At 70.9% G+C, this 26069-nt stretch carries 21 protein-coding genes, 1 other RNA gene and 1 pseudogene; 18 read left to right on the forward strand and 5 right to left on the reverse strand.

All coding sequences use genetic code 11. From position 1 onward, the window contains the following. Window positions 1-87 precede the first annotated feature (87 nt). Window positions 88-1032, forward strand: coding sequence for a cobalamin biosynthesis protein (locus BLQ75_RS11615; RefSeq protein ID WP_092601492.1), 945 nt, complete (start codon window positions 88-90; stop codon window positions 1030-1032). A 156-nt stretch (window positions 1033-1188) separates the two neighbouring features. Here the strand turns inward: BLQ75_RS11615 and BLQ75_RS11620 are convergent, their stop codons facing one another. The 3 genes from BLQ75_RS11620 to BLQ75_RS11630 form a co-directional block, all read right to left on the reverse strand. Then, window positions 1189-2040, reverse strand: coding sequence for an SURF1 family cytochrome oxidase biogenesis protein (locus tag BLQ75_RS11620; protein WP_092601610.1), 852 nt, complete (start codon window positions 2038-2040; stop codon window positions 1189-1191). Window positions 2041-2207: 167 nt separating this feature from the next. Beyond that, the gene (locus BLQ75_RS11625; protein WP_092601494.1) at window positions 2208-3110 is read right to left on the reverse strand and encodes a fructosamine kinase family protein; all 903 of its coding nucleotides are present in this window, start codon (window positions 3108-3110) and stop codon (window positions 2208-2210) included. A gap of 56 nt (window positions 3111-3166) precedes the next feature. Next, window positions 3167-3691, reverse strand: a complete 525-nt coding sequence (locus tag BLQ75_RS11630; protein ID WP_092601496.1) for a low molecular weight protein-tyrosine-phosphatase — start codon at window positions 3689-3691, stop codon at window positions 3167-3169. Between the two features lie 153 nt (window positions 3692-3844). Between BLQ75_RS11630 and cobC the strand changes: the two genes are divergently transcribed. The 4 genes from cobC to BLQ75_RS11650 are packed head-to-tail and all read left to right on the forward strand — an operon-like array spanning window position 3845 to window position 7759. Continuing rightward, window positions 3845-4978, forward strand: a complete 1134-nt coding sequence (gene cobC / locus BLQ75_RS11635) for an Rv2231c family histidinol phosphate aminotransferase CobC (protein ID WP_092601498.1) — start codon at window positions 3845-3847, stop codon at window positions 4976-4978. Beyond that, entirely contained in the window at window positions 4975-5835 is an 861-nt protein-coding gene (locus tag BLQ75_RS11640; protein ID WP_092601500.1) for a Nif3-like dinuclear metal center hexameric protein, read from the forward strand. The genes cobC and BLQ75_RS11640 overlap by 4 nt, the downstream gene beginning before the upstream one ends. Then, window positions 5832-6566, forward strand: a complete 735-nt coding sequence (locus BLQ75_RS11645; protein ID WP_092601502.1) for a zinc ribbon domain-containing protein — start codon at window positions 5832-5834, stop codon at window positions 6564-6566. The genes BLQ75_RS11640 and BLQ75_RS11645 overlap by 4 nt, the downstream gene beginning before the upstream one ends. Next, the gene (locus tag BLQ75_RS11650) at window positions 6563-7759 is read left to right on the forward strand and encodes a bifunctional RNase H/acid phosphatase (protein WP_092601504.1); all 1197 of its coding nucleotides are present in this window, start codon (window positions 6563-6565) and stop codon (window positions 7757-7759) included. Before BLQ75_RS11645 ends, BLQ75_RS11650 begins: the two co-directional genes overlap by 4 nt. Window positions 7760-7914: 155 nt before the next feature. Here the strand turns inward: BLQ75_RS11650 and BLQ75_RS11655 are convergent, their stop codons facing one another. After that, window positions 7915-9078, reverse strand: coding sequence for an ROK family protein (locus BLQ75_RS11655; RefSeq protein WP_092601506.1), 1164 nt, complete (start codon window positions 9076-9078; stop codon window positions 7915-7917). Between the two features lie 183 nt (window positions 9079-9261). On the opposite strand from BLQ75_RS11655, the gene BLQ75_RS11660 reads away from it, so the two are divergent. From BLQ75_RS11660 to BLQ75_RS11725, 13 genes and pseudogenes are all read left to right on the forward strand, one after another. After that, the gene (locus BLQ75_RS11660; RefSeq protein WP_092601508.1) at window positions 9262-10698 is read left to right on the forward strand and encodes a sugar porter family MFS transporter; all 1437 of its coding nucleotides are present in this window, start codon (window positions 9262-9264) and stop codon (window positions 10696-10698) included. Between the two features lie 103 nt (window positions 10699-10801). Next, an RNA gene (gene rnpB / locus BLQ75_RS11665) (RNase P RNA component class A) lies at window positions 10802-11203 on the forward strand. 120 nt (window positions 11204-11323) lie between these two features. Further along, window positions 11324-12109, forward strand: a complete 786-nt coding sequence (locus tag BLQ75_RS11670; protein ID WP_170837442.1) for a class I SAM-dependent methyltransferase — start codon at window positions 11324-11326, stop codon at window positions 12107-12109. A 469-nt stretch (window positions 12110-12578) separates the two neighbouring features. Then, window positions 12579-12899 carry a hypothetical protein gene (locus BLQ75_RS11675; protein ID WP_211481319.1) on the forward strand — a complete coding sequence of 107 codons (321 nt, stop codon included), beginning with the start codon at window positions 12579-12581 and terminating at the stop codon, window positions 12897-12899. Window positions 12900-12939: 40 nt separating this feature from the next. Further along, window positions 12940-13315: pseudogene (locus BLQ75_RS24705) on the forward strand (hypothetical protein); the annotation flags it as partial. 213 nt (window positions 13316-13528) lie between these two features. Then, complete coding sequence (locus BLQ75_RS11685) at window positions 13529-16459, forward strand: ATP-binding protein (protein WP_092601514.1); 2931 nt, start codon at window positions 13529-13531, stop codon at window positions 16457-16459. 2 nt (window positions 16460-16461) lie between these two features. Continuing rightward, a complete protein-coding gene (locus BLQ75_RS11690; RefSeq protein WP_244515459.1) occupies window positions 16462-18438 on the forward strand; it encodes a hypothetical protein in 1977 nt (658 codons plus the stop codon). A gap of 27 nt (window positions 18439-18465) precedes the next feature. Next, window positions 18466-19089, forward strand: coding sequence for a hypothetical protein (locus BLQ75_RS11695; protein ID WP_092601516.1), 624 nt, complete (start codon window positions 18466-18468; stop codon window positions 19087-19089). Between the two features lies 1 nt (window position 19090). After that, window positions 19091-20080, forward strand: a complete 990-nt coding sequence (locus BLQ75_RS11700) for a C40 family peptidase (protein ID WP_092601518.1) — start codon at window positions 19091-19093, stop codon at window positions 20078-20080. Between the two features lie 122 nt (window positions 20081-20202). Then, window positions 20203-20625 (forward strand): hypothetical protein, encoded by a 423-nt coding sequence (locus BLQ75_RS11705; RefSeq protein ID WP_092601520.1) that lies wholly within the window; start codon window positions 20203-20205, stop codon window positions 20623-20625. A 354-nt stretch (window positions 20626-20979) separates the two neighbouring features. Then, window positions 20980-22491, forward strand: coding sequence for an RNB domain-containing ribonuclease (locus tag BLQ75_RS11715; RefSeq protein ID WP_211481320.1), 1512 nt, complete (start codon window positions 20980-20982; stop codon window positions 22489-22491). Window positions 22492-23121: 630 nt separating this feature from the next. Next, window positions 23122-23787 (forward strand): NADPH-dependent F420 reductase, encoded by a 666-nt coding sequence (gene npdG / locus BLQ75_RS11720; RefSeq protein WP_092601618.1) that lies wholly within the window; start codon window positions 23122-23124, stop codon window positions 23785-23787. A gap of 165 nt (window positions 23788-23952) precedes the next feature. Further along, complete coding sequence (locus tag BLQ75_RS11725; RefSeq protein WP_092601524.1) at window positions 23953-24936, forward strand: glutathione S-transferase family protein; 984 nt, start codon at window positions 23953-23955, stop codon at window positions 24934-24936. 146 nt (window positions 24937-25082) lie between these two features. Here the strand turns inward: BLQ75_RS11725 and panB are convergent, their stop codons facing one another. Then, the gene (gene panB / locus BLQ75_RS11730) at window positions 25083-25982 is read right to left on the reverse strand and encodes a 3-methyl-2-oxobutanoate hydroxymethyltransferase (protein ID WP_092601526.1); all 900 of its coding nucleotides are present in this window, start codon (window positions 25980-25982) and stop codon (window positions 25083-25085) included. Window positions 25983-26069 lie beyond the last annotated feature (87 nt).

Here is a 26069-nt window from a genome sequence, read left to right on the forward strand (position 1 = left end):
GTTACTCGTGGCCTGGGTGCCTTCCGTTCCGGGGCGGGGAGGTAGCGTGCGCCACGGACCTGGTGGACCTTGCGAGGAGGAGTTGCCGTGAGTTCGGGGCGGGCGGTCGGTTTATTACTCGGTGTGGCCGCTGACGCGGTTCTGGGGGATCCGAGGCGCGGACACCCGGTGGCGGCGTTCGGCGGGCTCGCCCAGCGCGTCGAGAAGGCCACCTACCGCGACAGCCGTTCGGCGGGGGCGCTGCACACGGCGGGCCTGGTGGGAACGGCCGCGTTCCTCGGCCTGGCGGTTCAACGGGTGGTGCGGCGCTCACCGGTCGCCGAAGCGACGGTGACCGCACTGACCACCTGGAGCGTGCTCGGAGGGACCTCGCTGGCGGTGGAGGGGACCGGTATGGCACGTCATCTCGACGCCGGGGAGCTGGACGCCGCACGCCTCCGGCTGCGCGGGTTGTGCGGTCGTCGCGCCGATGGCCTGGACGGGCAGGGGTTGGCGCGCGCCACCGTCGAGTCCGTGGCGGAGAACACCTCGGACGCGGTGATCGCTCCGCTGTTCTGGGGAGCCTTGGCGGGAGTTCCCGGCCTCGTCGGTTATCGGGCGGCCAACACGCTCGACGCCATGATCGGTAACCGGAGTAGCAGGTACCGTTCGTTCGGTTGGGCCGCGGCACGGCTGGACGATCTGCTCAACCTGGTGCCGGCACGTGCCACCGCCGCGCTGACCACGGCCTGCGCGCCGGTCGTCGGCGGCTCGGCACGGGAGAGCGGGCGGATCCGGCGACGGGACGCCTCGGCGCATCCCAGCCCCAACGCTGGTCAGGTCGAGGCTGCCTTCGCCGGTGCGCTGCGTATTCGACTGGGGGGACGGACCGACTACGGACACGCCACCGAGAGCCGACCAGTGCTGGGGGAGGGACGCACCGCCGACGGTGGGGACGTCACGCGAAGTGTCGAGCTGTCCAGGTTGGTCGGCACCGTGGGAGGTGTTCTCGCGGCGGTGACCGCGTCGGTGGTCGGCCGACGGCGGCGCTGATCCCTCTCAGGCGGCGGTGGGCCCGCGCGGGGCGGTCGCTGGGTGGCAGGCTCGTGTGTTCGGATCGCACCGATCCGACCGAGGGTGAAGCGGCCCGTGCCTCTCGTCCTCCGTCGCCCGACAGCGGGGTGCCGTGCCCCTCTCCGGGGCGCTCGCTCAGGTCCCCGTCGAGTTCTCGCGCTCCCGGCGTTCCTCCGCGGCGATCGCCTCGGCTACCGACATGCGGGACTTCCCGCGCCTGGCGGTGCTCTCCCGGCGGGGGGAGCCGCCGAGCGGAGTGCGTGGGGAGCGCGCCTCGCTGTAGATCAGGTATCCCGCCGCGAGCGGCGCCATGATCCCGAAGATGATCCACTGCATGGCGTAGGAGAAGTACGGTCCCGACTCCAGCCTCGGCAGCGGTACCGGGCTCAGCACGCCGGGCTGCTCGCCGACCAGCGTGAAGTACCCGGAGCGCATCGGGACGCCGAGTCCCTCGCCCACGGTGTCGGAGTTGATCGCGTAGGTCCACCGGTGCCCGTCGTGGCGGAACATCGACCGCTGCTCGGCGTCGTGCTCGTTCGTGCGGATTCGCGCCGTCACGCGCACCGTTCCCTCGGGGGCGGCCGAGTACTCCGGTGCTCTGGTGGATTCCACCGGTCGGATGAATCCCCGGTCGACTAGCACGGTTCCACCGCTTTCCAGGCGGAACGGGGTGAGCACTTCGAAGGCGGGTTCTCCGAGCACGGTTCGCTGCCAGGCCAGCGCCTCGTCCCCGGAAAGGTAGTGCCCGGTGAACGTGACCCGCGTCCACTCGGTCGAGGAGCTCGGAGCCCGTCCGCGCGGCAGCACCTCGTTCAGCGGCCTGGGCTCCGCCCGCATGGAGGAACGGATCGCGTCGTTGCGCACCTGCGTCTCGTTGTGCCTGCTGAACTGCCACGGGGCCAGCACCGTGAAGCAGACCGTGGAGAAAACGCCGACCAGCAGGATCAACCCGATCCAGCCGGGGCGCAGTAGAAACCCGAAACGCACGGGTCCACGGTAGTCCGGTCCTTTCGCCGGACGCCGCACGGGCCAGGCGGGGAGTGGGCGGTGTCTCCCGGCTTTCGGTGCGGACGACGCCGGATCGGGAGCCGACGAGCACCCCGGCGGCCCGACGCGCGGAAGTCGGCGCAGAACAGCGGTGGCTCCGAACGGCCTCAGAACAGGCGCAGCGTCTCCTCCGCCGCCGCGCGGGCACGCACGGCGAAACTCCGACCGAACAGCACGCCGTGCACCAGCAGTGGGAACAACTGGTGCAGGCCTACCCGCTCCCGCCATCCCGCCGCCAGCGGCCACTCCTCCTCGTAGGCCGCCAGCACTCGTTCCAGGTGCGGACAGCCGAACAGCCGCAGCATCGCGAGGTCGGTCTCGCGGTGACCACCGTGGGCGGCCGGATCGATCACCCACACGTGCGGTTCCGCGTCCCCCGGCGCGCGTCCCCAGTGCACGTTCCCGCTCCACAGGTCGCCGTGCAGCCGGGCGGGTGGTTCGTCGGCACCGGGAAGTTCGCCGAGCCTCTCGCAGACCGCGGTTATCGGTTCCGCTTCCGAGGTCCGCAGTGTTCCGGAGTCCACCAGCCGCCGGACGTAGGGCTCCACGCGCAGCGTGCCGTAGAAGGTGGGCCAGTCCGCCGCGGGTTCGTCGCGCATCGGAGCGAGCCCGATCCACGCGTGCCGGGGCCCGCCCGGGGGCGGGCAGCCGTGCGCGGGAGCGCCGGCGGCGTGCGTGCGCGCGAGGGCGCGTCCGAACTCCTCGGCCGCCTCCGGGGTCGGGGAGACCTCGGCCACGTGCTCGGTGACCAGCCACCGTTCGTCGTCGCCGTACACCCGGGGGACCCGCACCGCGCCCGGCTCGGCCAGCCAGTGCAGCGACGCGGCCTCCGCGCGCAGGGCCCCCGGCATGTCCGCCGGGGCGGCCTTGACGAACACGCTGCGACCGTCGGAGAGCGGGACCTCGTAGGCCGTCGAGGCGTCGCCGCCACCCAGGCGGCGCGGCGTCGCCGCCGAGGCCCCGGTGAACTCCGCGACGGCTTCCGCCAGACCGGCGGGTGACCGACTCATGGCGTTTCCTCCTCGGTGCGCTGGGACGTCATCGCGTTCGCTCGGCGAGCGAGAGTTCAGGACACCGTCTCGGAGGAGCTCGTGGAACGCTGCTCCCCCAGCCCGGCCCTCACCCAGTCGAGGAGTCCGGGCATCGCCGCCTCGATCATCTCCAGCACCCCGTCGAAACCGCGTTCGCCGCCGAAGTAGGGGTCCGGCACCTCGGCCCACTCGTCCGACTTCGGGTCGAAGGAGCGCAGCAGCCGGGCGCGGTCGGGATTGTTGATCGCGTCGCGGATCACGCGTAGGTGCCCCGCGTCCATGGCCAGCAGCAGGTCCGCGTCGAGGTGGTACTCGTCGAGCTGGGCGGCGGTGTGCTCGGTCGGGTAACCGTGGTCGGCCAGCACCGCGCTGGTGCGCGGATCCGCGGACTCGCCCACGTGCCAGGGACCGGTCCCGGCGCTGGAGACCTCGACTCGGTCGGCCAGGCCCGCGCGTCTCAGGTGTTCACCGAACACCAGCGCGGCCATGGGGGATCGGCAGATGTTGCCGGTGCAGACGAACGACACGTGGAAGGGCTTGGTGGTGGAATCGAATGTCACGTCCCCAGTGTCCCGCCGGGCGACCTCGCTCCGGCGCCGGGTTCCGGCCCCGCCGTGACGCTGCGCGGCACCTTCGCCACACGCCCGTGGCGTTCTCGGTGGCGAACCGCCGCCTGTCCGACGCGGCCCTCCCCGGTAGCTAGACTGCCGGAGATGACTCGCCGGGACGACAGGGAGATGTTGCGCCACCACGGTGATGTGGACGCCGCTGGCGAGCTGCTCGACTTCGCCGTCAACGTCCGGTTGCGGCGTCCTCCGGAGTGGTTACGCGATCGGCTGGTCGCCGCGTTGGACAGGCTCGGCGGTTATCCCTCGGCCGAGGACGATCTCGCCGCGCGCCGTGCCGTCGCCGAGCGGCACGACCGTCCTGCCGAGGAAGTGCTGTCCCTGGCCGGAGCGGCGGAGGGTTTCGCGTTGCTGCCCGCGTTGCGGCCGAGGCTGGCCGCCGTGGTGCACCCCTCCTTCACCGAGCCCGAGCTGGCGCTGCGTGAGGGCGGCGTCGAGGTCACCCGGGTGCTGCTGGACCCCGCCGAGGGGTACCGGCTGCGCCCGGAAGCCGTGCCCGAGGCGGCCGATCTGGTAGTGCTGGGCAACCCCACGAACCCGACCTCGGTGTTGCACCCCGCCGAGACCGTCCGGTCGCTGGCCCGCCCCGGACGGGTGCTGGTCGTCGACGAGGCGTTCGCCGACGCGGTGGCCGAGGAGCCCGAATCGCTGGCTTCCGAGCGGATTCCCGGCCTGCTCGTGCTGCGCTCGTTGACCAAGATGTGGGGGTTGCCCGGCCTGCGGGTGGGGTACGCGCTGGGCGAGCCGGAGCTGCTGCGCCGGTTGACCCACGGTCGCCCCCACTGGCCGGTGGGCACACTCGGTCTGGAGGCGTTGCGCGCGTGCTGCGAACCCGCGGCCGTCGCCGAGTCGCGCGATGCGGCCCGGGAGATCGCGGGTCACCGCGACGAACTCGCCGCCGAGCTCGGCGGGATACCGGGCGTGACGGTCTCGCTGCCCGCGGCCGCACCCTTCCTGCTGCTGCGGGTGCCGGACGGGCCCTCGGTGCGCGAAGGGCTCCGGAGGCGCGGCATCGCGGTGCGCCGGGCCGACACCTTCCCCGGCCTCGACGAGAACCACGTCCGGGTGGCTGTCCGGGGGAGTTCGGAGAACTCCGGTCTGGTCTCGGCCTTGCGGGAGGTCCTCGCGGAGCTCGGTGGTCTCCCGGAGACGGTTCCCCGTCACGAGCCGATCGTTCCCGGCACCGAGAATCGACAGACGACAGGGGAAGCGAGTCGATGACCACACGCATCAGGGACGTGCTCGACGTGCTCGAGACCGCTTACCCGCCGAGTTTCGCCGAATCGTGGGACGCGGTCGGGTTGGTCTGCGGCGATCCGGAAGCCACGGTGCGGCGTGTGCTGTGCTGCGTGGATCCGGTCGAGGAAACCGTGGAGGCCGCCGTCGAGCAGGGTGCGCAGCTGCTCGTCTCGCACCATCCCCTGCTGCTTCGCGGGGTGAACGCGCTGCCCGCCGACGATCCCAAGGGGCGGCTGCTGCACCGGCTGATCCGCTCCGGGGTCGGGTTGTACTGCGCCCACACCAACGCCGACACCGCCAACCCGGGTGTCTCCGACGCGCTCGCCGCGCGGCTCGGGCTCACCGTCACCGGCCCGCTCAGCCCGCACCGGGAGGGGGCGGACACCGGGCTGGGCAGGATCGGAACCCTCCCGGAACCGGAGCCCTTCGAGGAGTTCGTGCGGCGGGTCGCCGAAGCGCTGCCCACGACCTCGTGGGGAGCCCGAGGGGCCGGGAGCCCCCGGCGGCTCGTCGAACGGGTCGCGGTCTGCGGCGGTTCCGGAGACTCGCACCTGGAGACGGCCACCGCGGCTGGGGTGGACGCCTACGTCACCGCGGACCTGCGACACCACCCGGCCGCCGAGCACCTGGCCCGTGCCGACGTTCCGGGGGTGAGCGTTCCCAACCTGGTCGACGTCGCGCACTGGGCCAGCGAGTGGCCCTGGTGCGAGCAGGCCGCCGATATCCTCGGCGGGGCGTTGCCCGATACTGTCGAAGTCCTCGTCTCCTCGTGCCGCACCGATCCGTGGACGGTGCACGCGCACGGGAGGGCCACCGAATCTGGGAGGAAGCCCGAGTGAAAGCCGATCCCGCCGCACAACGCAGGTTGCTCGAAGTCGCCAACGTCGATTCCGAGCTCAACCGCATCAACCACCGCAGGCGGACGTTGCCGGAACTGGAGCGGATCGGCGCCGCCGAGCGCGAGGTGCGGACCAAACAGGACGCGTTGGTGGCCGCGCGGACCACGCTCGACGATCTGCAGAACGAGGTGGACCGGCTGGAGAACGAGGTCGAGCAGGTGCGGTCCAGGCAGCAGCGCGACCGTCAGCTGATGGATTCCACCGAGTCCTCCAAGCAGCTCGAGGACCTGCAGCACGAGATGAGCACCCTGAGCAGGCGCGAGGCCGCACTGGAGGACGACATGCTGGAGGTCATGGAGCGCCGCGAGGCGCAGGAGACCGAGGTTTCGCACGCCCAGCGGGCCGTGGACGCGGCGGAGTCCGAACTGGAGGACGCGCGCAACGCCCGCGACGAGGCGCTGGCCGACCTGGAAAGCGACGAGGCGAAGCGGCTCGCCGAGCGGGAGTCCCTGACGGGCGAGATCCCGCAGCAGCTCCTCGACCTCTACGAACGCATCCGGCAGCAGCGCGGGGCGGGTGCCGGGTATCTGCAGGGAGGCAGGTGTGGGGCCTGCCGCCTCGAACTGGACCGGGCGGCGCTCGCCTCGGTGCGGGAGGCAGCGGCCGACGACGTGGTGCGCTGCGAGGAGTGCGGCGCGATCATGGTGCGTACCAAGGAGTCGGGTCTGTGAGCACGCGAGTGATCGTCGAGGCCGACGGCGGCTCGCGCGGCAACCCGGGGGCGGCCGGTTTCGGGGCGGTGGTTCGCGACGCCGACACCGGTGCCGTGCTGGCCGAGCGTTCCGGAGGACTGGGGGAGGCGACCAACAACGTCGCCGAGTACCGGGGCATGATCGCCGGGGTCACGGCCGCCCTGGAGCTCGGCGCGACGGAAGCCGAGATCCGGCTGGACTCCAAACTCGTCGTCGAGCAGATGTCGGGCAGGTGGCGGGTCAAGCACGAGGCGTTGCAGCCGTTGGCCGCCGAGGCCCGGCGGCTCGTCTCGCGGCTGACCTCGGCGCCGTTCGAGTGGATCCCACGCGACCGCAACACCCACGCGGACCGGCTCGCCAACGAGGCGATGGACCGGCAGGCGAACGGCGAGGAGCCGGTGCCGGAACCGGCCGCTTCGACGGTTTCCGCCGAGGAGGCCGCGCGGACCGAGCCGGTGGCGCGTTCCTCCGCCGAGGAGGCCGCGTCCGCGAGTTCCACCCCCGGAGGGGCGGCCAGCTGGAGCGGCGCGGTGGGATCACCGACACGGCTGTTGCTGCTGCGGCACGGGCAGTCTCCGATGTCGGTGGACAAGCGCTACTCGGGGCGAGGGGACGTTCCTCTCACCGAACTGGGCGAACGGCAGGCCAGGGCGGCGGCCGGGCGGTTGTTGACGATGGACGAGCTCTCGTCCGGGGAAGGGACGGTTCCGGTGCTCTCCTCCCCGCTGAGCCGCGCGCGCGGTACCGCCGAGGCGGTGGCCAGGGCTGTCGGTGGGCGGTTGGTCTCGCACGACGGACTGATGGAGACCGATTTCGGAGCCTGGGAAGGGCTGACCTTCACCGAGGCGTCCGAGCGGTACCCGGAGCTGCATCGCAGCTGGCTCGGCGATCCAGCCGTGGCGCCGCCGGAGGGTGAGAGCATGAACGCGGTCTTCGAGCGGGTCGACGTGGTGCGGCGGGAGCTGCTGCGGGAGTACGCGGGGCGGACGATCGTGCTCGTCACGCACGTCACCCCGATCAAGTCGCTGCTGCGCATGGCCCTGGGAGTGGGGCCCGAACTGTTCTATCGGCTGCACCTCGACCTGGCCTCGTTGTCGGTGGCGGAGTTCTACCCCGACGGCAACGCCTCGGTGAGGTTGGTCAACGACACCTCGCACCTGCGAGGGCTCTGATCCCCGACCGGTCCCCGCGTCGGACGGAGCCCCGTCACGGGCCCGTGGCCGGGTGAGCACGCGGCCGGGCGGCGCTCGCGTCCCGGAGGCGTGGTGGGGCGCGGCGATTGGCGAGCGCCGAACCCCACCGCATCCCGCGGTGCTCCCCGTCGTCCTCAGGGAGCGACCTGTTCGCGTGCCAGCAACACGGCACCGTCGAGCTCGGCGTTGCTCAGCGAGCTCGTCACCAGGCGGCAGGCGGAGTGCGGCAGCGAGGAGTACCGCACCGCCTCCTCCATCGGGTGCCGCAGCACCTGCCCGGCGGCCGCCACCGTGCCGCCGAGCACGACCAGGTCCGGGTTCAGCACGTTGAGCAGGTAGGCGATCCCCCTTCCCAGACCGGTCCCGGCCCGGCGCACCGCCGCCTCCGCTCCGGCATCGCCGTCCTCGGCCGCCGTCAGCACCTCGTCGATGTCGCAGTCGGGAGCGAGCTCCGTCGGGGTGCCGGTCTCGGCGGCCTCACGGACCGACTGCAGGATGGCGGGCTGGGAGGCCACGCTCTCCAGGCACCCCGCGTTGCCGCAGGCGCACGGCCTGCCGTCGTCCTCGACGCGGCAGTGGCCGATCTCGCCACCGATCCCCGCGGCTCCCGCGAACAGTCGGGAGTCGAGCACGACACCGGCGCCGATCCCCATGCTGACCATGACCCGGACGAAGTTGTTCACGTCCTCGCCCCAGCCGAAGCGCTGTTCCGCCAACGCGCCCGCGTGGGCCTCGTTGTAGATCACCGCGGGGACGTCGAACAGCTCCTCGATCCATTCCCGGATCGGCACGTCGTGCCAGTCCAGGTTGGGGGCGAGCAGGCAGCGCCCGCTGCGGTGATCGACCAGCCCGGACACCGAGACCCCGACGGAGGCGATGCGCTCGGTGGGAACGCCCGCTCGTTCCGCCGCTCGCTCGACCAGCGGTCCCAGCTGTCGCACGCCGGAGGCGGGGTCCCCGACCGAGCTGGGCACGGACTCCGTGGCCAGCGTCCTGCCGAGGGCGTCCGCGACCGCCACCGAACTGCGACGCACTCCCAGATGCACTCCCACGTGGGCACGCGCGTCCGGGTTGAAGACCACGAGGTTCGGTCGGCGGCCGCCTATGATGCCTGCCTCGCCGACTCCGGCGGGGACCAGCAGCCCTTCCTCCAGCAGGGAGTCGATGATCGACGAGACCGAGGGTTTGGTCAGGCCGGTCGTGCGGGCCACCGCCGCGCGTGAGCGCGCTTGGCCGTCGCTGAACAGCTCGAGCATGTGCTGTCGGTTCATCTGCCGGACCGTCCGGGGGTCGGCCATGCTGCGAAAACCTCCTTGCGCGGCCCCCGCACAACCGGTGTCGGGCGCCAGTGTCGCTACTTCGAGTAACCGACACGAAACATGAAACTTCGTTCAGTCGCTGTCTTGACACACGTTAGTAAGGATATGATCCTTACCAACCATTGCTGGGTCACACTTCCCCATTAATGCAATGGAGCATAGATGTCCTTCCATTCCAACACCGGCACCTCGGGTGCCGGATCTCACGCCCGTCCGCTGCGAACGGCGCACTTCGCCTCGGTCGCGGCGCTCGGCGGTTTCCTCTTCGGGTACGACACCGCCGTGATCAACGGGGGTGTCACCGCGATCCGCGAGACCTTCGGAGTCGGTGCCGTCGTGACCGGGTTGGCCGTCGCGATGGCCCTGATCGGATCGGCGGTCGGGGCCTGGTACGCCGGAACGCTCGCCGACCGGTACGGCCGGCTGGTGACGATGCGCACGGCCGCCGTGCTGTTCCTGCTGAGCGCGATCGGGTCGGCGCTGCCGTTCACCGTCTGGGACTTCACCCTCTGGCGGCTCCTCGGTGGTGTCGCGGTCGGCATGGCCTCGGTGATCGCGCCCGCCTACATCGCCGAGATCGCTCCGGCCAGGAACCGGGGAAGGCTCGGCACGCTGCAACAGCTGGCCATCGTGCTGGGAATCGCGATCTCCCAGGTCGTCAACTGGGGCATCGCTGGCATGGCGGGAGGTGCCGCCGACCCGCTGCTGGGGCTCGACGCGTGGCAGTGGATGCTGGCTGTGGAAGCCGTTCCCGCCGTCCTCTACGGCGTGCTGGCCTTCACGATCCCCGAGTCGCCGCGCTACCTGGTCATGCGCGGCCAGCTGAGCCGGGCCCACCAGGTTCTGAGCACCACCGAGGAGGGTGAGCTCGACGAGCGGCTCGACGAGATCCGGGAGTCCGTGGCCAACGACCACCGGCCCCGCGTGCGCGACCTCCGCAGGGTGGGAACCGGCCTGTTCCCGATCGTCTGGATCGGCATCGTCCTGTCGGCGTTACAGCAGTTCGGCGGGATCAACGTCATCTTCTACTACTCGTCGGCGCTGTGGCAGTCGGTCGGGATCGACGAGTCGAGCTCGTTGCTGCTGAGCCTGTCCACGCAGTTCTTCAACATCCTGGGCACCGTCATAGCCCTGCTGCTGCTGGACAGGGTCGGACGACGCCCGCTGCTGCTGACCGGCTCCGTGGGCATGACCATCATGCTGGGGTTGGCCACGTACGCGTTCAGCCACGCGAACACCGTGGACGGCGAACCGAACCTGGCCAACCCGTACGGCCCCATGGCGCTGGTAGCCGCGCACGTCTTCGTGTTCTTCTTCGCCATCTCGTGGGGTCCGGTCGTGTGGGTGCTGCTGGGCGAGATGTTCCCGAACCGATTCCGCGCCCCGGCCCTGGCGGTGGCCGCCGCGGCCCAGTGGCTGGCGAATTTCCTCATCACCGCCACGTTCCCGCCGCTGTCCGAGATCAGTCTGTCGATGACCTACCTCGGCTACACCGTGTTCGCGGCAGTGTCGGTGTGGTTCGTGCTCAAGTGGGTGCCCGAGACCAAGGGGCGGACGCTGGAGGACATGGACCGCGCCACCATGGCGCCGACGGGCTGACGAGGTCCTCCGGTCGGGTGCCGGGGCGGCGTCCGCTCCGTGGTGGGAGGCGCCGCCCCGGTTGGCGCTCCGACCGGGAAACCTCGGTAGACTGAAGAGAGGACGAGTCGACCGGGCGGCCGCGTCGGGGTTCGGCCCCGCCGAGGAAAGTCCGGACTCCACAGGGCAGGGTGGTTGCTAACGGCAACCAGGGGTGACCCTCGGGAAAGTGCCACAGAAAGCAAACCGCCCGGCCGTACCGTTCGGCCGGGTAAGGGTGAAAGGGTGGTGTAAGAGACCACCAGCGTCCCCGGTGACGGGGGCGGCTAGGTAAACCCCACCCGGAGCAAGGTCAAGAGGGCACCGATTCGGTGCCTGCGCAAGTGTTCGAGGGCGGCCCGTCCGAGACTTGCGGGTAGACCGCTGGAGCCTGTCGGTGACGGCAGGCCTAGATGGATGGTCGCCACGTGGCGGGGTGTCGAAATCCCGCCACGTACAGGATCCGGCTTACAGGTCGGCTCGTCCCCTCCAACCTTCCGGTGAGCTGCCCCGCCCCGTCGGCCGATGGTGCGACAACCCCCGTCGCATAACGATCACACGACCTCACGCGATCTAACCTCGCCGGGAAAACGGGGAGGTTGTGACCTTGGGAGAGTACATTTTCGCCTCTGACGACCGGCTCACCGAGATCCACCTCGGTGCGCTGGACAGAGCCTTCGACCGGATCAGCATCCAACGGCTGCTCGACTCCGGCGTGGGGCCGGGCTGGCGGTGCCTCGACGTCGGGGCGGGTAGCGGTTCGCTGGCGAGCTGGCTGGCCCGTCGGGTCGGACGAAGCGGCGAGGTGGTCGCCACCGACGTCGATCTGCGCGGGCTGCGACACGTGGCCGGTTCGAACCTGCGCGTCCTCGAGCACGACATCACGGTCGACGCCCTGTCCGGAGGTGGCTACGACCTCGTGCACGGCCGGCTGCTGCTGATCCTGCTCCAGCGGCGACGGGAGCTGCTGGAACCACTGGTGCGGGCGCTCAAACCCGGCGGAGTCCTGCTCATGGAGGACTTCGACGTCGAAGGTGCGGGAACGGTGTGTGCCCCCAGTGTGGCCGAGGGGGAGCTCTTCGACAGGGTGTTGTGGTCCTATTTGGATGCCATGTCGGCCGCCGGGGCCGACATACACTGGGGGCGACACCTCTACGGCGAGCTGTGCCGCCTCGGGCTGCGCGATGTCAGCTCCGTGGGAACGGCCGAGGTGTGGCGCGGTGGTTCGCCGGGCTGCGAGCTGATCCGGGCGAACTTCACCCAGTTGAGGGATCGCATGTTCGCTGAAGGCCGGGTGGATCCCGACGACTTGCGGCGTGCCACGGAACTGCTCGGTGACCCGCGTTTCGCGATGCGCGGCTTCCTGCTCGTCGGCAACTCGGGGGTCCGCTGAGCCCGTCACCCGCGTCGGTGTCCGCCGCGCTCCCGTTCCCGTCCCCGCCGGTTCCGAGACGGGGGCGCGGCCCGTGCGAGGATGATCAACGCTGGTTTCACTGGAGTGTGATGTGAGATCAGGCATCATCGTCGTGGATACCGACGATCACCGGCGCCGCTGCCGGGGTTCGACCAGTCGCGAAAGGATGGTCCTCGGTTGGCCGCTGTCGAACCTTCCACACGGGACGGAACACGGGACGGGTTGGGCGCGGATGTGCCCCCTTCCCGTCCTCCGGAACGGGGGGCTGCGCCGTACGCGTGGTTTTCAACCCCGGCGGGCATGCTGTAAGAGTGACACGTTCGGCGCCACACCCGGTGGGCGCTACCACTACTTCGGGGACGCGTGTCATGTTCTACTCGATACCGCGTGCCGGGCACCCCCCGGTTTGTCGAGGAAAGCCGACGACCGCTCGTACACAGAGGTAACAATGACCGCCGTGCCACTACTAGCTCTCGACCAGATCGCCGCGCTCGACGCGACGCGGCCCCCGGTCGCGGTGCTCGCGCAGACCGATCTGAACACCGATGGTATCCGGGGCTGGATTCTGGACAACCTGCTCCCGCTGTTGCTGCTGACCGTGGCACTGCTGCTGCTGTGGCTGGGAGGCGGCAAGGGCGACAACGCGGGCGTGATGCGTCGCGTCGGAGGCGTCTTCGTCGCGCTGGCGATAATCGGTCTCGCCGTCAGCGGGACCGGTGTGGACATCGGGACCTTCATAGCCGGCCTGTTCAGTACCAGCAGCGGGTGAGCGGTCGACCAGTCGGCTCGACGGGGCAGGTGGCAAGGATATGCGGGTACGTACCGACGACGAGATCTACCGGGTGGACGCGGTCTGGCTGGGTCCGCCGAAGGCGACCTTCCCGTGGCGGGCGCGCTACGTCGCCTGGGGCGTGGGTATCCTGATCTTTCTGCTGGTGCTCGCCGCGGAACGTCGGATGAACATCGGTTTCGGCTTCTTCTCCACGGCGTGGGCGATGGTCATCACGATCGCCCTGACCCGGCTGATCTGTTCCCGGATCAGCCACGAGCGCCCGCTGAGCGCCGTACTGGTGATGTGGCTGCGCGAGCTCACCGCCCCCCGGGGAAGTTCCAAGGGCAGGGGAGGCGCCGCGAGTGCCGCCGCCGTCCGGGTCAGCGCGCGGCGCCCACGTCCCGCCGCCCGGCCCAAACGGTCCAAGCGGTCCGAGCCCCCCCAACGTACGAAGCGGTCCGGCACGGCGAGCGGCGCCTCACGATCCGATCCCACCGGCCCCACCAGACAGAATGAGGGGCCCGGGTCCGGTCAGGAGGACCGGAAGCCGCGCGATTCCGCGCGGTCCGGTGCCGCCGGACGGGCCAGAACCCTCAACAGACGTGTGCGTAGCAAGGAGGTTCGCGGTGTTCGGTCGCGGGCGAGGTCGTGAGCACGATTCCAGGCGGGCCTCGGGGCAGCAGTATCGTGCCGCGCCGCGGAAGGCGTCGAAGACCGCACGGACCGGTAAGCGCGGGGACCGCAAGCTCTCCGGTGAGCAGTCCCTGCCCAGCTACACGCCGTCGATAGCCGCGCGCTCCATCGACGGGCACCTGCTGCGCACCGGCCAGGACGTCTTCGCCTGGTATCGGCTGTCCCCGCAGCGCTGGTCGTTTCGCTCCGACTCCCAGCGGCAGGACCTCATCGCCGCCATCGCCGGGCAGTACGCCGAACTGCAGGGACGTTGGCTGCATCTGCGCGTGACCAATCGTCCCTATCCGATCCGGATGTGGGCGGAAGCGCATGTGCGTAACGCGCACAACCCGCCGCCCGATGTGCCGGGTGCGTTGAGCTTCGACGACTACATGGTCGGTGAGCAACAGCAGCTCATGGGGCGGTCGATGGCGGAGAAGGAGGTCTATCTCGGGGTGCAGGTCCAGACCCGCAACGTGGTGGACCGCGCGGTCGAGCGGGCCGCGCCGCTGCTGCGCCGGGTCTTCCCGGAGGCCGTGGACGCGGAACTGGTCGCGTTGGACAGTGAGATCGAGCACCTCGACCAGGTGATCGGCTCGGCCGGGCTGGACGGCAGGCCCGTCACGGCCGAGGAGATCTCCTGGCTGATGCACCGCTCGTGCTCGCTCGGGCTGCCCGCTCCCCGCAACCTGCCCGCCACCCCGGGCGGCGAGTGGCAACCGGAGGACCTGGCCTCCTTCACCGACGCGGCCGACATGCACCAGGAACCCTACGCCCCCACCGTCACCGTCCGGGGACGCACCGGCTCCAACGCGGGGGTGAGCAGGCAGGTGGCCGTGCTGACCCTCGGCCAGACGCACGGGCTGCAGATCCCCGAAGTGGACGATCCCTGGTTGCAGCACTCCGACCGGTTGCCCGCGCCGGTCGAGTGGTCGGCGCGCATCTACGTCCGCCGCCCCGAGGACGTGGGGGGCGAACTGCAGCGCCAGATGAACAAGGTGCGTTCCCAGGTCCGGCACTACACCGAGGAACACGGTCTGGAGCCCCCCACCTCGCTGGCCAGGCAGGCGGGCAGGGTGCTGGAGATCGACGACGAGATGACCTCCGGGTTCACCGCCCTGGCCACCCGGGTCCGCTCCTGGTGGCGCATGTCGGTGTCCGGGCCCACCGAACGCGACGCGCTGCGACTCGCCCAGCAGCTGCTCGACCTCTACAAACCCAAGGTGGCCATCGAACACCCCGAGGCCCAGTACGCCATGGCGCGGGAGTTCATCCCCGGTGAACCCCTCGCCTCCGGGGCCTACATGCGCCGCGGCTCGGTGGTGTGGGCGGCCTCCTCGGTGCCGCAGGCCACCGCCGAGGTCGGCGACCGCAGGGGCGTGCTGCTGGGCGAGACCTGCACCGCCACCCGGCGTCCGGTGGCCTGGGACCCGTGGATGGCCCAGGAGGTGCGCGACGCCTCCGGGCTGACCGCCATGGTCGCCGGTCTCGGCGGTGGCAAGTCCTTCCTCGGCGGCGGTCTGGTGTACAAGACGTTGCGTGCCGGTGCCTACTGGACCCTGCTGGATCCTTCCGGGCCGTTGGCCGAGCTGTGCGAGTTGCCGGAACTGCGGCCCTACGCCCGGCCGATCAACCTGCTCAACGCCCAGCCGGGCATCCTCAACCCGTACCGGGTGGTGGCCGAGCCGGAGCTGGAGCACTTCGTCGACGAGGAGGACCCGGAGCGCAGCTGGCGGCGGGAACGCGCGCTGGCCGCCGCCACCCGGCGCCGCCTGGTGCTCGACGTGCTCACCGGCCTGCTGCCCTACGACGTCGCCCGCATGCCCCAGACCCGGATCGTGCTGCTGCGCGCCGTCCGGGCGGTGGGCGGAAGGCCCGACGCCCATCCCGGCATGGTGTTCGAGGCGCTGCGCAGGGACGCCAGTGAGCACCACGAACACGCCGTGGTTGTCGCGGACTTCCTCGACGAGGTACGGGAGCGGATGTCGCTGCTGATCCCGGAAGCCGACGCCGACCCCTACTCCCAGCGCAGGGAGGACCGGCTGACCGTGCTCACCATGGCCGGGCTCACCCTCCCCAAGGACGGCGTCGGACGGGAGCACTGGACCGACAGCGAGGCGCTGGGTGTGCAGCTGCTCAACCTGGCGGCGTGGCTGACCCAGCGCACCGTCTACGAGCGCCCGAAGGAGGAACGCAAGGGGGTCTGGATCGACGAGGCCTTCTTCCTGTCCGAGGTGCCCACCGGCCGCGTGCTGATGAACCGCTTCGCGCGTGACTCCCGGAAGTGGAACGTTCGGGTGCTGCTCTCCAGCCAGATACCCGCCGACTTCCTGCGTATCCAGGGGTTCGTCTCGCTGTTGGACTCGGTGTTCATCGGCAGGCTCGATGACGAGCAGGCCCAGTCCGACGCGCTGCGGCTGTTGAAGGTGCCGGTCGACGCGGGTTACGAGCAGGTCGTCTCCGCGCTGGGGCGCCGTCCCGGTCCGGCCCGCAACAGCACCGAGCGGGATCGCTCGCCCAGGCAGTTCATCTTCGGTGACGGTGACGGCGGGGTCGAGCGCATCAGGATCGACTTCAGCGGTCCCCACCTGCAGCACCTGCGGGACTCGTTGGACACCACGCCGGTCGTCGAGGACTCCGACGAGGACTCGGCGGGTGGCAACGAGTCGCTGACGCCGAACTCCGACTCCATAGCCGAGATCGGTGGCGCCGACACCGAGGAGGAGCCGGTCCCGGAGGAGGACGAGGAGCTGCTGGAGGACTTCACCGAGTGGGAGCTCACCGCCGCTGGGGTGGGGCGTGACGATCAGCCGACCGATTCCGGCGAGGATCCCGGCGGCAGTAACGGTTACCGGGGCGGGGACCGAGCACGAGGAGTTTCCTGATCGTGTGGTTGCTGTTGATCCTTTCGGGGGCGGCCGTGGCGTTGGTCGCCCTGGTTCGACGGGCACGTCGCGGGCTCGGCGGTCTCCCGGCCCACCGCGGTGGGCGCCGCGGGGCGTTGACGGTCGTGGTCGCGCTGCTGGGGACGCAGGCGCTGGTCGGAGCCCCCGTCCACGCGCAGCCGCTGGACTGCACCCAGCCCCCCACACCGGGACGCCCGGGCACCGGCATGGTGGGGGCCCTGGACCCGGCCCCGATCGGTGTGGGCCGGACGGGCAGCGCCTACGACGAGTACGGCTACGCCGGTCAGGTCTGGCACACCTACGACCTCGGTTGTGGACCGCAGGGGGTCAACAACCCCAACGCGATGGTCGACACCTGGATCGGCAACCAGCTGTTCAACGTCGCCAAGAACCTGGTGGGCATCACCAACTCGCTGCACTACTCGCTGCTGTCCGGCGATCTCATGAAGCCGCTGGACGACATGATCGCCAGGGCCACCGTCGCGCTGTACGACAGCGTGTTCACCCCGTGGTTCGGGGTCGTGGCGGTGGTCCTCGCGGTGCTGCTGTTCCGCTACATCTGGCGGGGTGACCTCGCCAGCATCGGCAAGCGGACCACCTGGGCCCTGGCCGGGCTGTGGCTGGCCTCGGCGACCTACCTGACGCCGCTGGTCTACACCCAGGCCCTGGACGACGTCGTGATCACCGGCACTTCGGCGGTGCAGGGCGGGTTCCTGCGCGAGGTCGGTGTCGACGAGCGGGACGGACTGCCCACGCTGCTGCACGACCAGGTCGTCTACCGGGGCTGGCTGCGGGGCGAGTTCGGCTCCCCCGACTCGAAGAAGGCCGAGGAGCTCGGGATGCGGCTGCTCGACGCGCAGGCCTGGAGCAAGCGCGAGGTGCTGTCCGGGGAGGCGGACGGATCGGCCGAGGAGAAGAAGCGGCAGTTCGAGGAGGTGGCCGACCAGATGGGCAGTGCCTACGGCTACTTCCGTGGCGTGGACGGCAGCCGCATCGGCGCGGGCATGCTGAGCATGTTGCAGGCGCTGGCCTACACCACCTTCCAGCTGTTGGCCAAGGCCGCCATCCTGCTGGCCCAGTTGCTGCTGCGCGTGCTGATCCTCACGGGACCGCTCATCGGTCTGGTCGCGATACTGCACCACGACGTGCTGCGCGGTGTGGGGCGGATCGCGGGATCGGCGTTGCTCAACGTGGTGGTCATCTCCGCCATGGCCGGGGTGCACACGGTGGTGCTCAACCTGATCTTCGCTTCCGGCAGCGGCTTCGCACTGCTGACCCAGATAGTGCTGGCCGGGCTGCTGACGGTCATCTTCCTGATGATCGGCAAGCCGATCCGGCGCATGGGGCAGATGGTCGAGCTCTCGGTCGGCGCGGCCGGCGGGGCGGTTCCGGGAACTCCCTCGTGGTTCTCCCGCTCGCGCAGACGCGGCTCGGACGAGCAGCGGCGCGGTGCCCAGGACGACTTCTGGGACCAGGTGCGTTCCTCCGACAACGACGATCTCGGCGCGGGCGGTGGTCCCGGACGGGCTCGTCCCGAGTCCGAGGAGCCCCCAGTGACGGCGACCTCCGAGCGGATGGATCGACCGGCGGGCCGTTGGGGCGGCGGTGGCGACCGGGCGGGCTCGCCCGCCGCGATACCGGCCGCGCGGCCGGGCGGAACCACCGGTGGTGGCGAGCGGGAGGCGGCGCAGCAGCGTCCGGGCGCGACCGGGGGAGCCGCCGGTTCGCTGCCCGCCGCCGAGGGGGGCAGTCGTGTCGTGGACACAGCTCCGGTCACTGAGGGGAGCTGGGAGGAGCGGGACCAGGACCCGGTCGTGGTCCCCTCCCGGGTCGGGGGCAACTCCCCGTTGCGTGACGCCGCCGGACCGGACCGGCGTTCCGACACCGAGTTCCTGCGGGGGAGACCGGTCAACGTGGTCTACCGCCCCTCGCGCGGGTTGGAGGTCGCCGATGAGTGACGTGTCTGTTCGAGGGGGCCGATTCTGATGCCGATCAGGACGCATCGCGGTCGCGCCGCGGTATACCGCAGGTTATGGGGCTGGCCGTTGCGCTCCCCCAAACACCTGATCCTGGCGCTGGTGCTGCTGGTCGCGCTGGTCAGCACCGTCGGGCTGCTACTGCCCGAGGTCACCCCGGCCGGCAGCGCCGCTCGCACGGACCGGGAGTCCACCGGCTACGCCCCGGAGTCCGAGGAACGGGACTCCGTCGCCGGAGGCGGGCAGGACACCCGCGAGCGGGACGAACTCGACGGCGCACCGCCCACGATCTCGGTTCCCACCGTCACGCCCGAGTCCGCCCCGCCCACTCCGGCCGGGATGGACGTGGTGCGTTCGTGGGTGTCCAACTGGAGTCGCCACTCGCCGGACACGACGCGGCAGCGGTGGCTCGACCGGTTGCGCCCCTACACCACCCCGGAGTTCATGGGTGTGCTGGAGAGCGTCGAGCCCGCCAACGTCCCCGCGACCGAGTTGACCGGGGAGTTGAGCGCGGAGAGCTCGACCGAGAGCTCCATGCGGGTACTGGCGCCCACCGACGGGCCCACGTTGCGGGTGCACGTGGTCCGCACGGAGCAGGGCTGGCGCGTGGCCGGTTACGACAGGGTGGACTGATATGCGCAAGATCGCGGTTGTCCTGGTGCTGCTCACCGGTTTCGGTGGGCTGATCGGTGTCGGTGCGGTGACCGGCCTGTTGGCCGGGATGGGCGGTGGTGGCGGCAGCGGTGGTACCTGGTCCGGTTGCAGTACCGCCCTGGCCACGTCCGAGGGTTCCGTCCAACGTGGTCAGCGCATGGCGGCCGCGCTCGGGCGCGAGCAGCGCAGGGTCGTCAGCAGGATCATCCGGATAGGAAAGCGGCGTGAGCTGCCGCCGCGCGCCTGGCAGATCGCGATCCAGGCGGGCAAGACGGAGTCGAACCTGCGCAACCTCGACTACGGTCACGCCGACTCGCTGGGCGTGTTCCAGATGCGTCCCTCGATGAACTGGGGGACGCCGCGGCAGGTGACCGACCTGGAGTACGCGATCAACAAGTTCTACGACGTGCTGCTGGAGGTCGAGGGCTGGAAGCGGATGCGCCCCGGCGCGGCGGCGCAGGCCGTGGAGCGCTCGGCGTTCCCCTCGCGCTACCACGACGCCGAGGCAATGGCCGCGCATCTGGTCAGCGAGCGGGGCGAGGCCGCCGCGCTGGGTGGCTGCGAGGAGCTGCCGGAGACCGGTTCGCTGGTGGCCGAGGCGATCGACTACGCGAAGGGGCAGCTGGGCGATCCCTACAGGTGGGCGGCCGAGGGGCCTGACGAGTTCGACTGCTCGGGGTTGACGCAGCAGGCGTGGGCGGCGGCCGGGGTGCAGATCCCCCGGGTCTCGCAGGACCAGTACGACAGCGGCGGCGCCAAGGTGAAGCTGTCCCGGGCCCGTCCCGGTGACCTGGTGTTCTGGGGAACCAACCGCGAGTCCGACTCGGTGCACCACGTGGCGCTCTACCTCGGCGACAGCGAGGTGTTGCACGCCCCGCAGCCGGGCGAGGACGTTCAGATCGCCGAGCTCTGGGACGGCGGGGAGCTGCTGCCGACGGCGGTGCGCCCCACGCTCTCCCGGGCGAGGTGATCTCCGGTGCCGCCTCCCGAACACCGCACGAGACGGGCATCCGGACGTGACCGCGCCGAGAATGTCCAGGTCGGTCGAACGGTGGCCGAGACCGCTCCGCCGCACGCTCCAGGAGGAAGAGCATGTTCACCCCCGACCCGATCCCACGGCCGAACGGTCCGCCCGCTTCGAGTACCCCGCTGGCGGACTACCTGTCCGAGGAGCACCACGGTGTCGACCAGGCTTACGCCGTACTGCCGCGCTCCCTCGCCGAGTCGATGCCGTTGCCGTGGCAGCAGCACATGCGCGATCTGCTCGCCGAGTTCCACCAGGCGTTCGGGCACCTGAGGTGGCCGGTCTACCGCGTCGTGCCCACCAGGTACGAGCGGCTGGTCGATCTGGACGAGGAACAGTTGGCCGAGGTCGGGTGCACCATGGAGGTCGGCGACACCGGTGAGTTGGAGTACCGCTCCCGTGACGGTGCGACGATCGAGAACCCGGAGCAGCAGCACGTGCTCGTCCCGTGCCTGGATCCCATCCCGCGCCGGGGTGGTGGTGCCTCGTAGGAGCCGCTCGTCCCGAGGTGGCCGGGCGGGCCCCGGCGCGTTCCGCCCGGACTCTCCCCGGAGTCGTCCGCCGGGCGGGTGGTCCTCGGTGCGCTCGCCCGCGCGCACGTGACATTCCTCGTTCGGCGTGCCAGGCTCGGAACCATGGACCCGAACAGCTGGTACTTCTGCTTGAAGCATCGACGAGTCGAGGCTCCAGGCGAGGCGTGCCGCTCGCTCAACCGTCTCGGGCCATACCCTGATCGCGCGACGGCCGAACACGCCCTGGAGCTCGCCCGGCAGCGAACCGAGGCGGCGGACGAGGCGGACCGGCGTTGGGAGCGGCGGCCCGGAGCCGAGGAGCGCTGAGTTCCGATGACGGCGGCGCGGACTTCCCACGGGAGTGAGTCCGCCGCTGCTGTCCGTGTGGCGGGCGGAGCCCCAGGGGAGAGGGACCGCGAAGGCCCCGCTTCTCGCTCCGCGATGGACTTCGGCGGCATCCGTCGGGAGTTCGGCCTGCCGGGGGAGTTCCCCACCGATGCCCTGATGGAGGCCGAGCGCGCGGTCGCGGCCCCGCTTTCCTCGGCCGAGCGCACCGACGCCACCGATCTGCCCATGGTGACCGTCGATCCCGCCGGGGCGAAGGACCTCGACCAGGCCGTGCTGCTGCGGCGGCGTGGCCGTGGGGGGTTCCGGGTGCACTACGCGATCGCCGACACCGCAGCCTTCGTCCCTCCCGGCGGCGCGCTGGACCGTGAGACGTTCCGCCGAGGGCAGACCCTCTACCTGCCGGACGGGAACATTCCGCTGCACCCGCCGGTGCTGTCCGAGGGAGCGGCCAGTCTGCTGCCCGAGCAGGTCAGACCGGCCGTGCTCTGGACGGTCGACCTCGATCCGTACGGTTCCCCCGTCCGGGTGGACGTCCGGCGTGCCGTGGTCCGTTCCGTGGCGGCGCTGGACTACCGTGGGCTGCTGCGCTCCTTCGAGGCGGGCACGCCCCATCCGGCCGTGGAACCGCTGCCGGAGGTCGGCCTGCTGCGCAGGGAGCAGACGGTGCACCGGGGAGCGATCGAGCTCGGTCTCCCCGAGCAGCGCGTGGAGTTCTCGGACAGCTCGGGCTGGCGTCTCGGGCTGCGCCCCCGCATGTGGCTCGAGGCATTCAACGCGGAGATATCCCTGCTCACGGGCATGTGCGCCGCCGAGATCATGATCGCGGCCGGTGTGGGGGTGCTGCGCACCGTGCCCGAGCCCGACGAGGAGGCCGTGCGGGGGTTGCGCCGTTCGGCCGAACGGCTCGGCGTCTACTGGCCTCCGGAGCAGTCCCCGGCCGATTTCCTCACCGGGCTGGAACCGCTGCGCCCGGAATCCCTCGCCATGCACGTGGCGGGGACCCGGCTGCTGCGCGGTGCGGGCTACACCGCGTTCCAGTGGGGCAAGCCCTCAGCGGTGGGGCACGCGGGTATCGGTGCCGCCTACGCCCACGTCACGGCTCCGTTGCGGCGGCTGGTGGACCGGCTGTGCACGGAGGTCTGCCTGGCGGTGGTCGCCGGGCGGACCGTCCCGGAGTGGGTCAGGGAGGGGATCGTGGACATCCCCTCGGCGATGGGCAACTCCGACCGGCTGGCCTCGCGGGTGGAACGCGCGTGCATCGCCCAGGTGCAGGCATGGGAGCTCGCCGACCGCGTCGGCGAGGTCTTCACGGCCACCGTGCTGCGCACCGACGGGGAGGCGGGCACGGGCGAGGTGTTCGTGCGCGAGCCACCGGTGATAGCGCGCTGCCGGGGGGCGGAACTCGTGGCGGGGCAGCGGATCCCGGTGCGGCTCGTCGAGGCGGACGTGACCCGCCGCGAGGTGCTGTTCGAGTCCGCCGACCGCCCCTCCGACTGATCCGGTGCGTCACCCGCCGGATCGGACGGTCCCGGGCGAGCCCGTGTGATACCGGACGGGGCCGTCCTCGCCCGGTCCTCCGGTGTCGGCACGCCCGACATGGCCCGCGCCGTGGTATTCCGGTGGGTCGAGGAGGATACGTGGTTCCGGCATCGGTCCCTGTCCCGGTTTTCCCTGTCCCAGTACTCGGAACAACCTCCTGGATCGATCTCGTCCGGTTCGTGGGGGCGGTGAGTGTGCCGCGCGGATCGGGAACGGAAGCGATCAGGGCGAACATCTTCATCATCGGCTTCTCCGGCGGCCTCGGCGGTCCGCTCGTGCGGAAGCCGCGTTCTCGCGGGGACGCGGTTCTCGGATGTCCACTGGGAGTGGGAACGGCGGAGTCGGAGTCCCGCTTCCGTTCGCACGAGTGGCGGATTTCGGCGGGACCGGCCTGCGGAGCCTCACTCCGCCGGCGCTGTGGCGGCTCGGGAGTCCGAGTCGGCGGCGGGAGCGTACGGGGATCGCTCGTGCGCTGGTTTCGACCGGGTCGGCTCCCGGTCGCGAACACGCCGGGCCAGGTCCCCGGTATTTGGTTACCGGCGGGTAATAAGGTGTGCTGACACGTGATCGGAGTCGATGGGAGTCATGGTGGTTGACGTTCGGGAACTGACCGTCGGTGTGCTGGGCGGTACCGGTGCGCAGGGCAAGGGACTGGCGATCCGGTGGGCCCAGGCGGGGTTGAGGGTGTTGATCGGATCCAGGTCGGCCGACCGGGCCGCCGACGTGGCCGAGGAGATCGCCACGACCAGTGGCGGTTCGGTGCTGGGAAGGAGCAACGTCGACTGCGCGGCCGAGGCCGACGTGGTGCTGGCCGCGCTTCCCTGGGAGGCGCACGCCGACACGCTGCGCGAGCTGCGTTCGGAGCTCTCGGGTAAGATCGTGGTCGACTGCGTCAACCCGCTCGGCTTCGACGCCAAGGGGCCCTACGCGCTCCCGGTCGAGGAGGGCAGCGCCGCCCAGCAGGCCGAGGCGCTGCTGCCGGACTCCAGGGTCACCGCTGCGTTCCACCACGTCTCGGCCGTGACGCTGGCCGACACCGACGTCTCGCACGTGGACCTGGACGTGCTGGTGCTCGGTGACGACAGGGAGGCCACCGATCTGGTCAGGTCGTTGGCCGACGTCATCCCGGGGGTGCGCGGCATCTACGGCGGCAGGCTGCGCAACGCGCACCAGGTGGAGGCTCTGACGGCCAACGTCATCGCCATCAACCGGCGCTACAAGGCGCACGCGGGGATTCGCGTCACCGACGTGTGATCCCGATCGGGGGCGGTCACTCCGGCTGGCACCGCCCCCGGTTTCGGCCGACAATGCCCCCGTGCCGGGACTGTCCGGTCGTCGGACCCGGCCCGAGGAGGGCCGGGACGGTGCCGAGCCCCCGGACGGGTTTCCCCGGTTCGACCGGCCGAGAGCGGGGAGAGCATGAGCGCCGCCGAGTTCCCGGCCGAGACCTCGGCCTCGGGCGAGTGGGTGCGGCAGCACAACCGGTTCACCGAGCGGGTGACCGCCGACGGTTCCTCCGGGTGGACCGCCCTGCCCGGGCGGTACCACCTGGTGGTCAGCCTGGCGTGCCCCTGGGCGCACCGCTCGCTGATCGTGCGTCGGCTGCTGGGGCTGGAGCAGGCGATCACGCTCGGCGTCGTCGATCCGCTCCGGGACGAACGCGGCTGGCGGTTCACGCTCGACCCCGGTGGTCGGGATCCGGTCACCGGCATCCGGCTGCTGTCCGAGGCCTACCTGGCGACCGACCCGGAGTTCAGCGGTCGCTGCACCGTCCCCGCCCTGCTCGATGTCGAGTCCGGCACGGTGGTCAGCAACGACTACCACCGGCTCACCCTCGACTTCGAGACCGAGTGGCGGGCCCTGCACCGCGCGGGAGCCCCGGAACTGTACCCCGTGGAGCTGCGCGAGGAGATCGACGAGATCGACGAGGTCGTCTACCGCGACGTCAACAACGGGGTCTACCGCTGCGGCTTCGCCACCTCGCAGCGGGCCTACGAGCGGGCCTTCGACGCGCTGTTCCGGCGGCTCGGCCTGCTGTCCGAGCGGCTCGAACACCAGCGCTACCTCGTCGGCGGGACGATCACCGAGGCCGACGTCAGGCTGTTCACCACGCTGGTGCGGTTCGACGCCGCCTACCACGGGCACTTCAAGTGCAACCGGCACAAACTCGCCGAACTACCGGTGCTGTGGGCCTACGCCCGTGACCTGTTCCAGACACCCGGTTTCGGCGAGACGGTGAACTTCGAGCACATCAAAAACCACTACTACCGCACCCATCCGGCCATCAACCCCAACGGCATCGTGCCCGCCGGGCCCGCCCTGGAGGAGTGGCACGCCCCGCACGGCCGGGAGGCGCTGGGCGGGAGCCCGTTCGGCACGGGCACCCCGCCCGGCGCGGCGTAGGTGGCCACCCTCGGCCCTCGGTGTGGCCCCCAGAGCGGTCGGCCCGCAGCGCGGCCCGACCGGGCGGGAGCTTTCACCACTCGGCTACCCTGGCGGCGATCTCTCGGGGGAATCGCCGCCCGGGACCGGCAGAGCGCTCATCGGAATCAGTCGAAGCTGTGCTCCTTGGCGGGGAACGCGCCGCTGCGCACGTCGTCGGCGAACTCGCCCGCCGCCCGGGCCAGTTCGTTCCCGATCTCGGCGTAACGCTTGACGAAGCGCGGGGTCTGCCCGGTGTTGAGCCCGGCCATGTCGGTCCACACCAGCACCTGTGCGTCGCACTCCGGCCCGGCGCCGATGCCCACCGTGGGGATCTCCAGCTCGCCGGTGACCCGCTTCGCGGCACCCGAGGAGACCATCTCCAGCACCACCGCGAAGGCACCCGCCTCCTGCACCGCCCGTGCGTCGGCGAGCAGGGTCTCGGCCTGGTCCCCACGGCCCTGCACCCGGTACCCGCCGAGGCCGTGCTCGCTCTGCGGCGTGAACCCGAGGTGGCCCATCACCGGTATCCCGGCGGCCACCAGCGCCTCCACGTGCGCCGCGTAGCGGCGCCCGCCTTCGAGCTTGACCGCGTGCGCCCCGGCCTTCATGAACATCACGGCCGTGTGCAGCGCCTGTTCGGGCGAGGCCTGGTAGGAGCCGAAGGGGAGGTCGGCCACCACCAGCGAGTGCTCGGCGGCGCCCGCCACGGCACGGACCAGCGGCAGCATCTCGTCCACCGTGACCGGCAACGAGGACTCGTAGCCGTAGACGTTGTTGGCGGCCGAGTCGCCGACCAGCAGCACCGGGATGCCGGCCTGGTCGAAGATCCGCGCGGTGTAGGTGTCGTAGGAGGTCAGCATGGCCCACGGTTCGCCCCTGCGCTTGTACTCGCGCAGGTGGTGGATCCGGGTCCTGCGGCGTGGTGCCGTCGTGCCGTAGGGGGCCGAGGTCTCGGCACCGTCCGCGCTGCCGGTGGCGATGTTCACCCCGTCGGCGTCGGTGCCGCGCGTGTTCCGTTCGGTCATCTCATCCTCTTCCTCGCGGCCCGCCAAGCGGGTCCACGGGTCAACAACGGATGCTTGCCCCACAACAGTGGCACGGCCGCCGTGCGG

This window comes from Actinopolyspora xinjiangensis (assembly GCF_900104475.1).
In the GTDB taxonomy this organism is placed as follows: domain Bacteria; phylum Actinomycetota; class Actinomycetes; order Mycobacteriales; family Pseudonocardiaceae; genus Actinopolyspora; species Actinopolyspora xinjiangensis.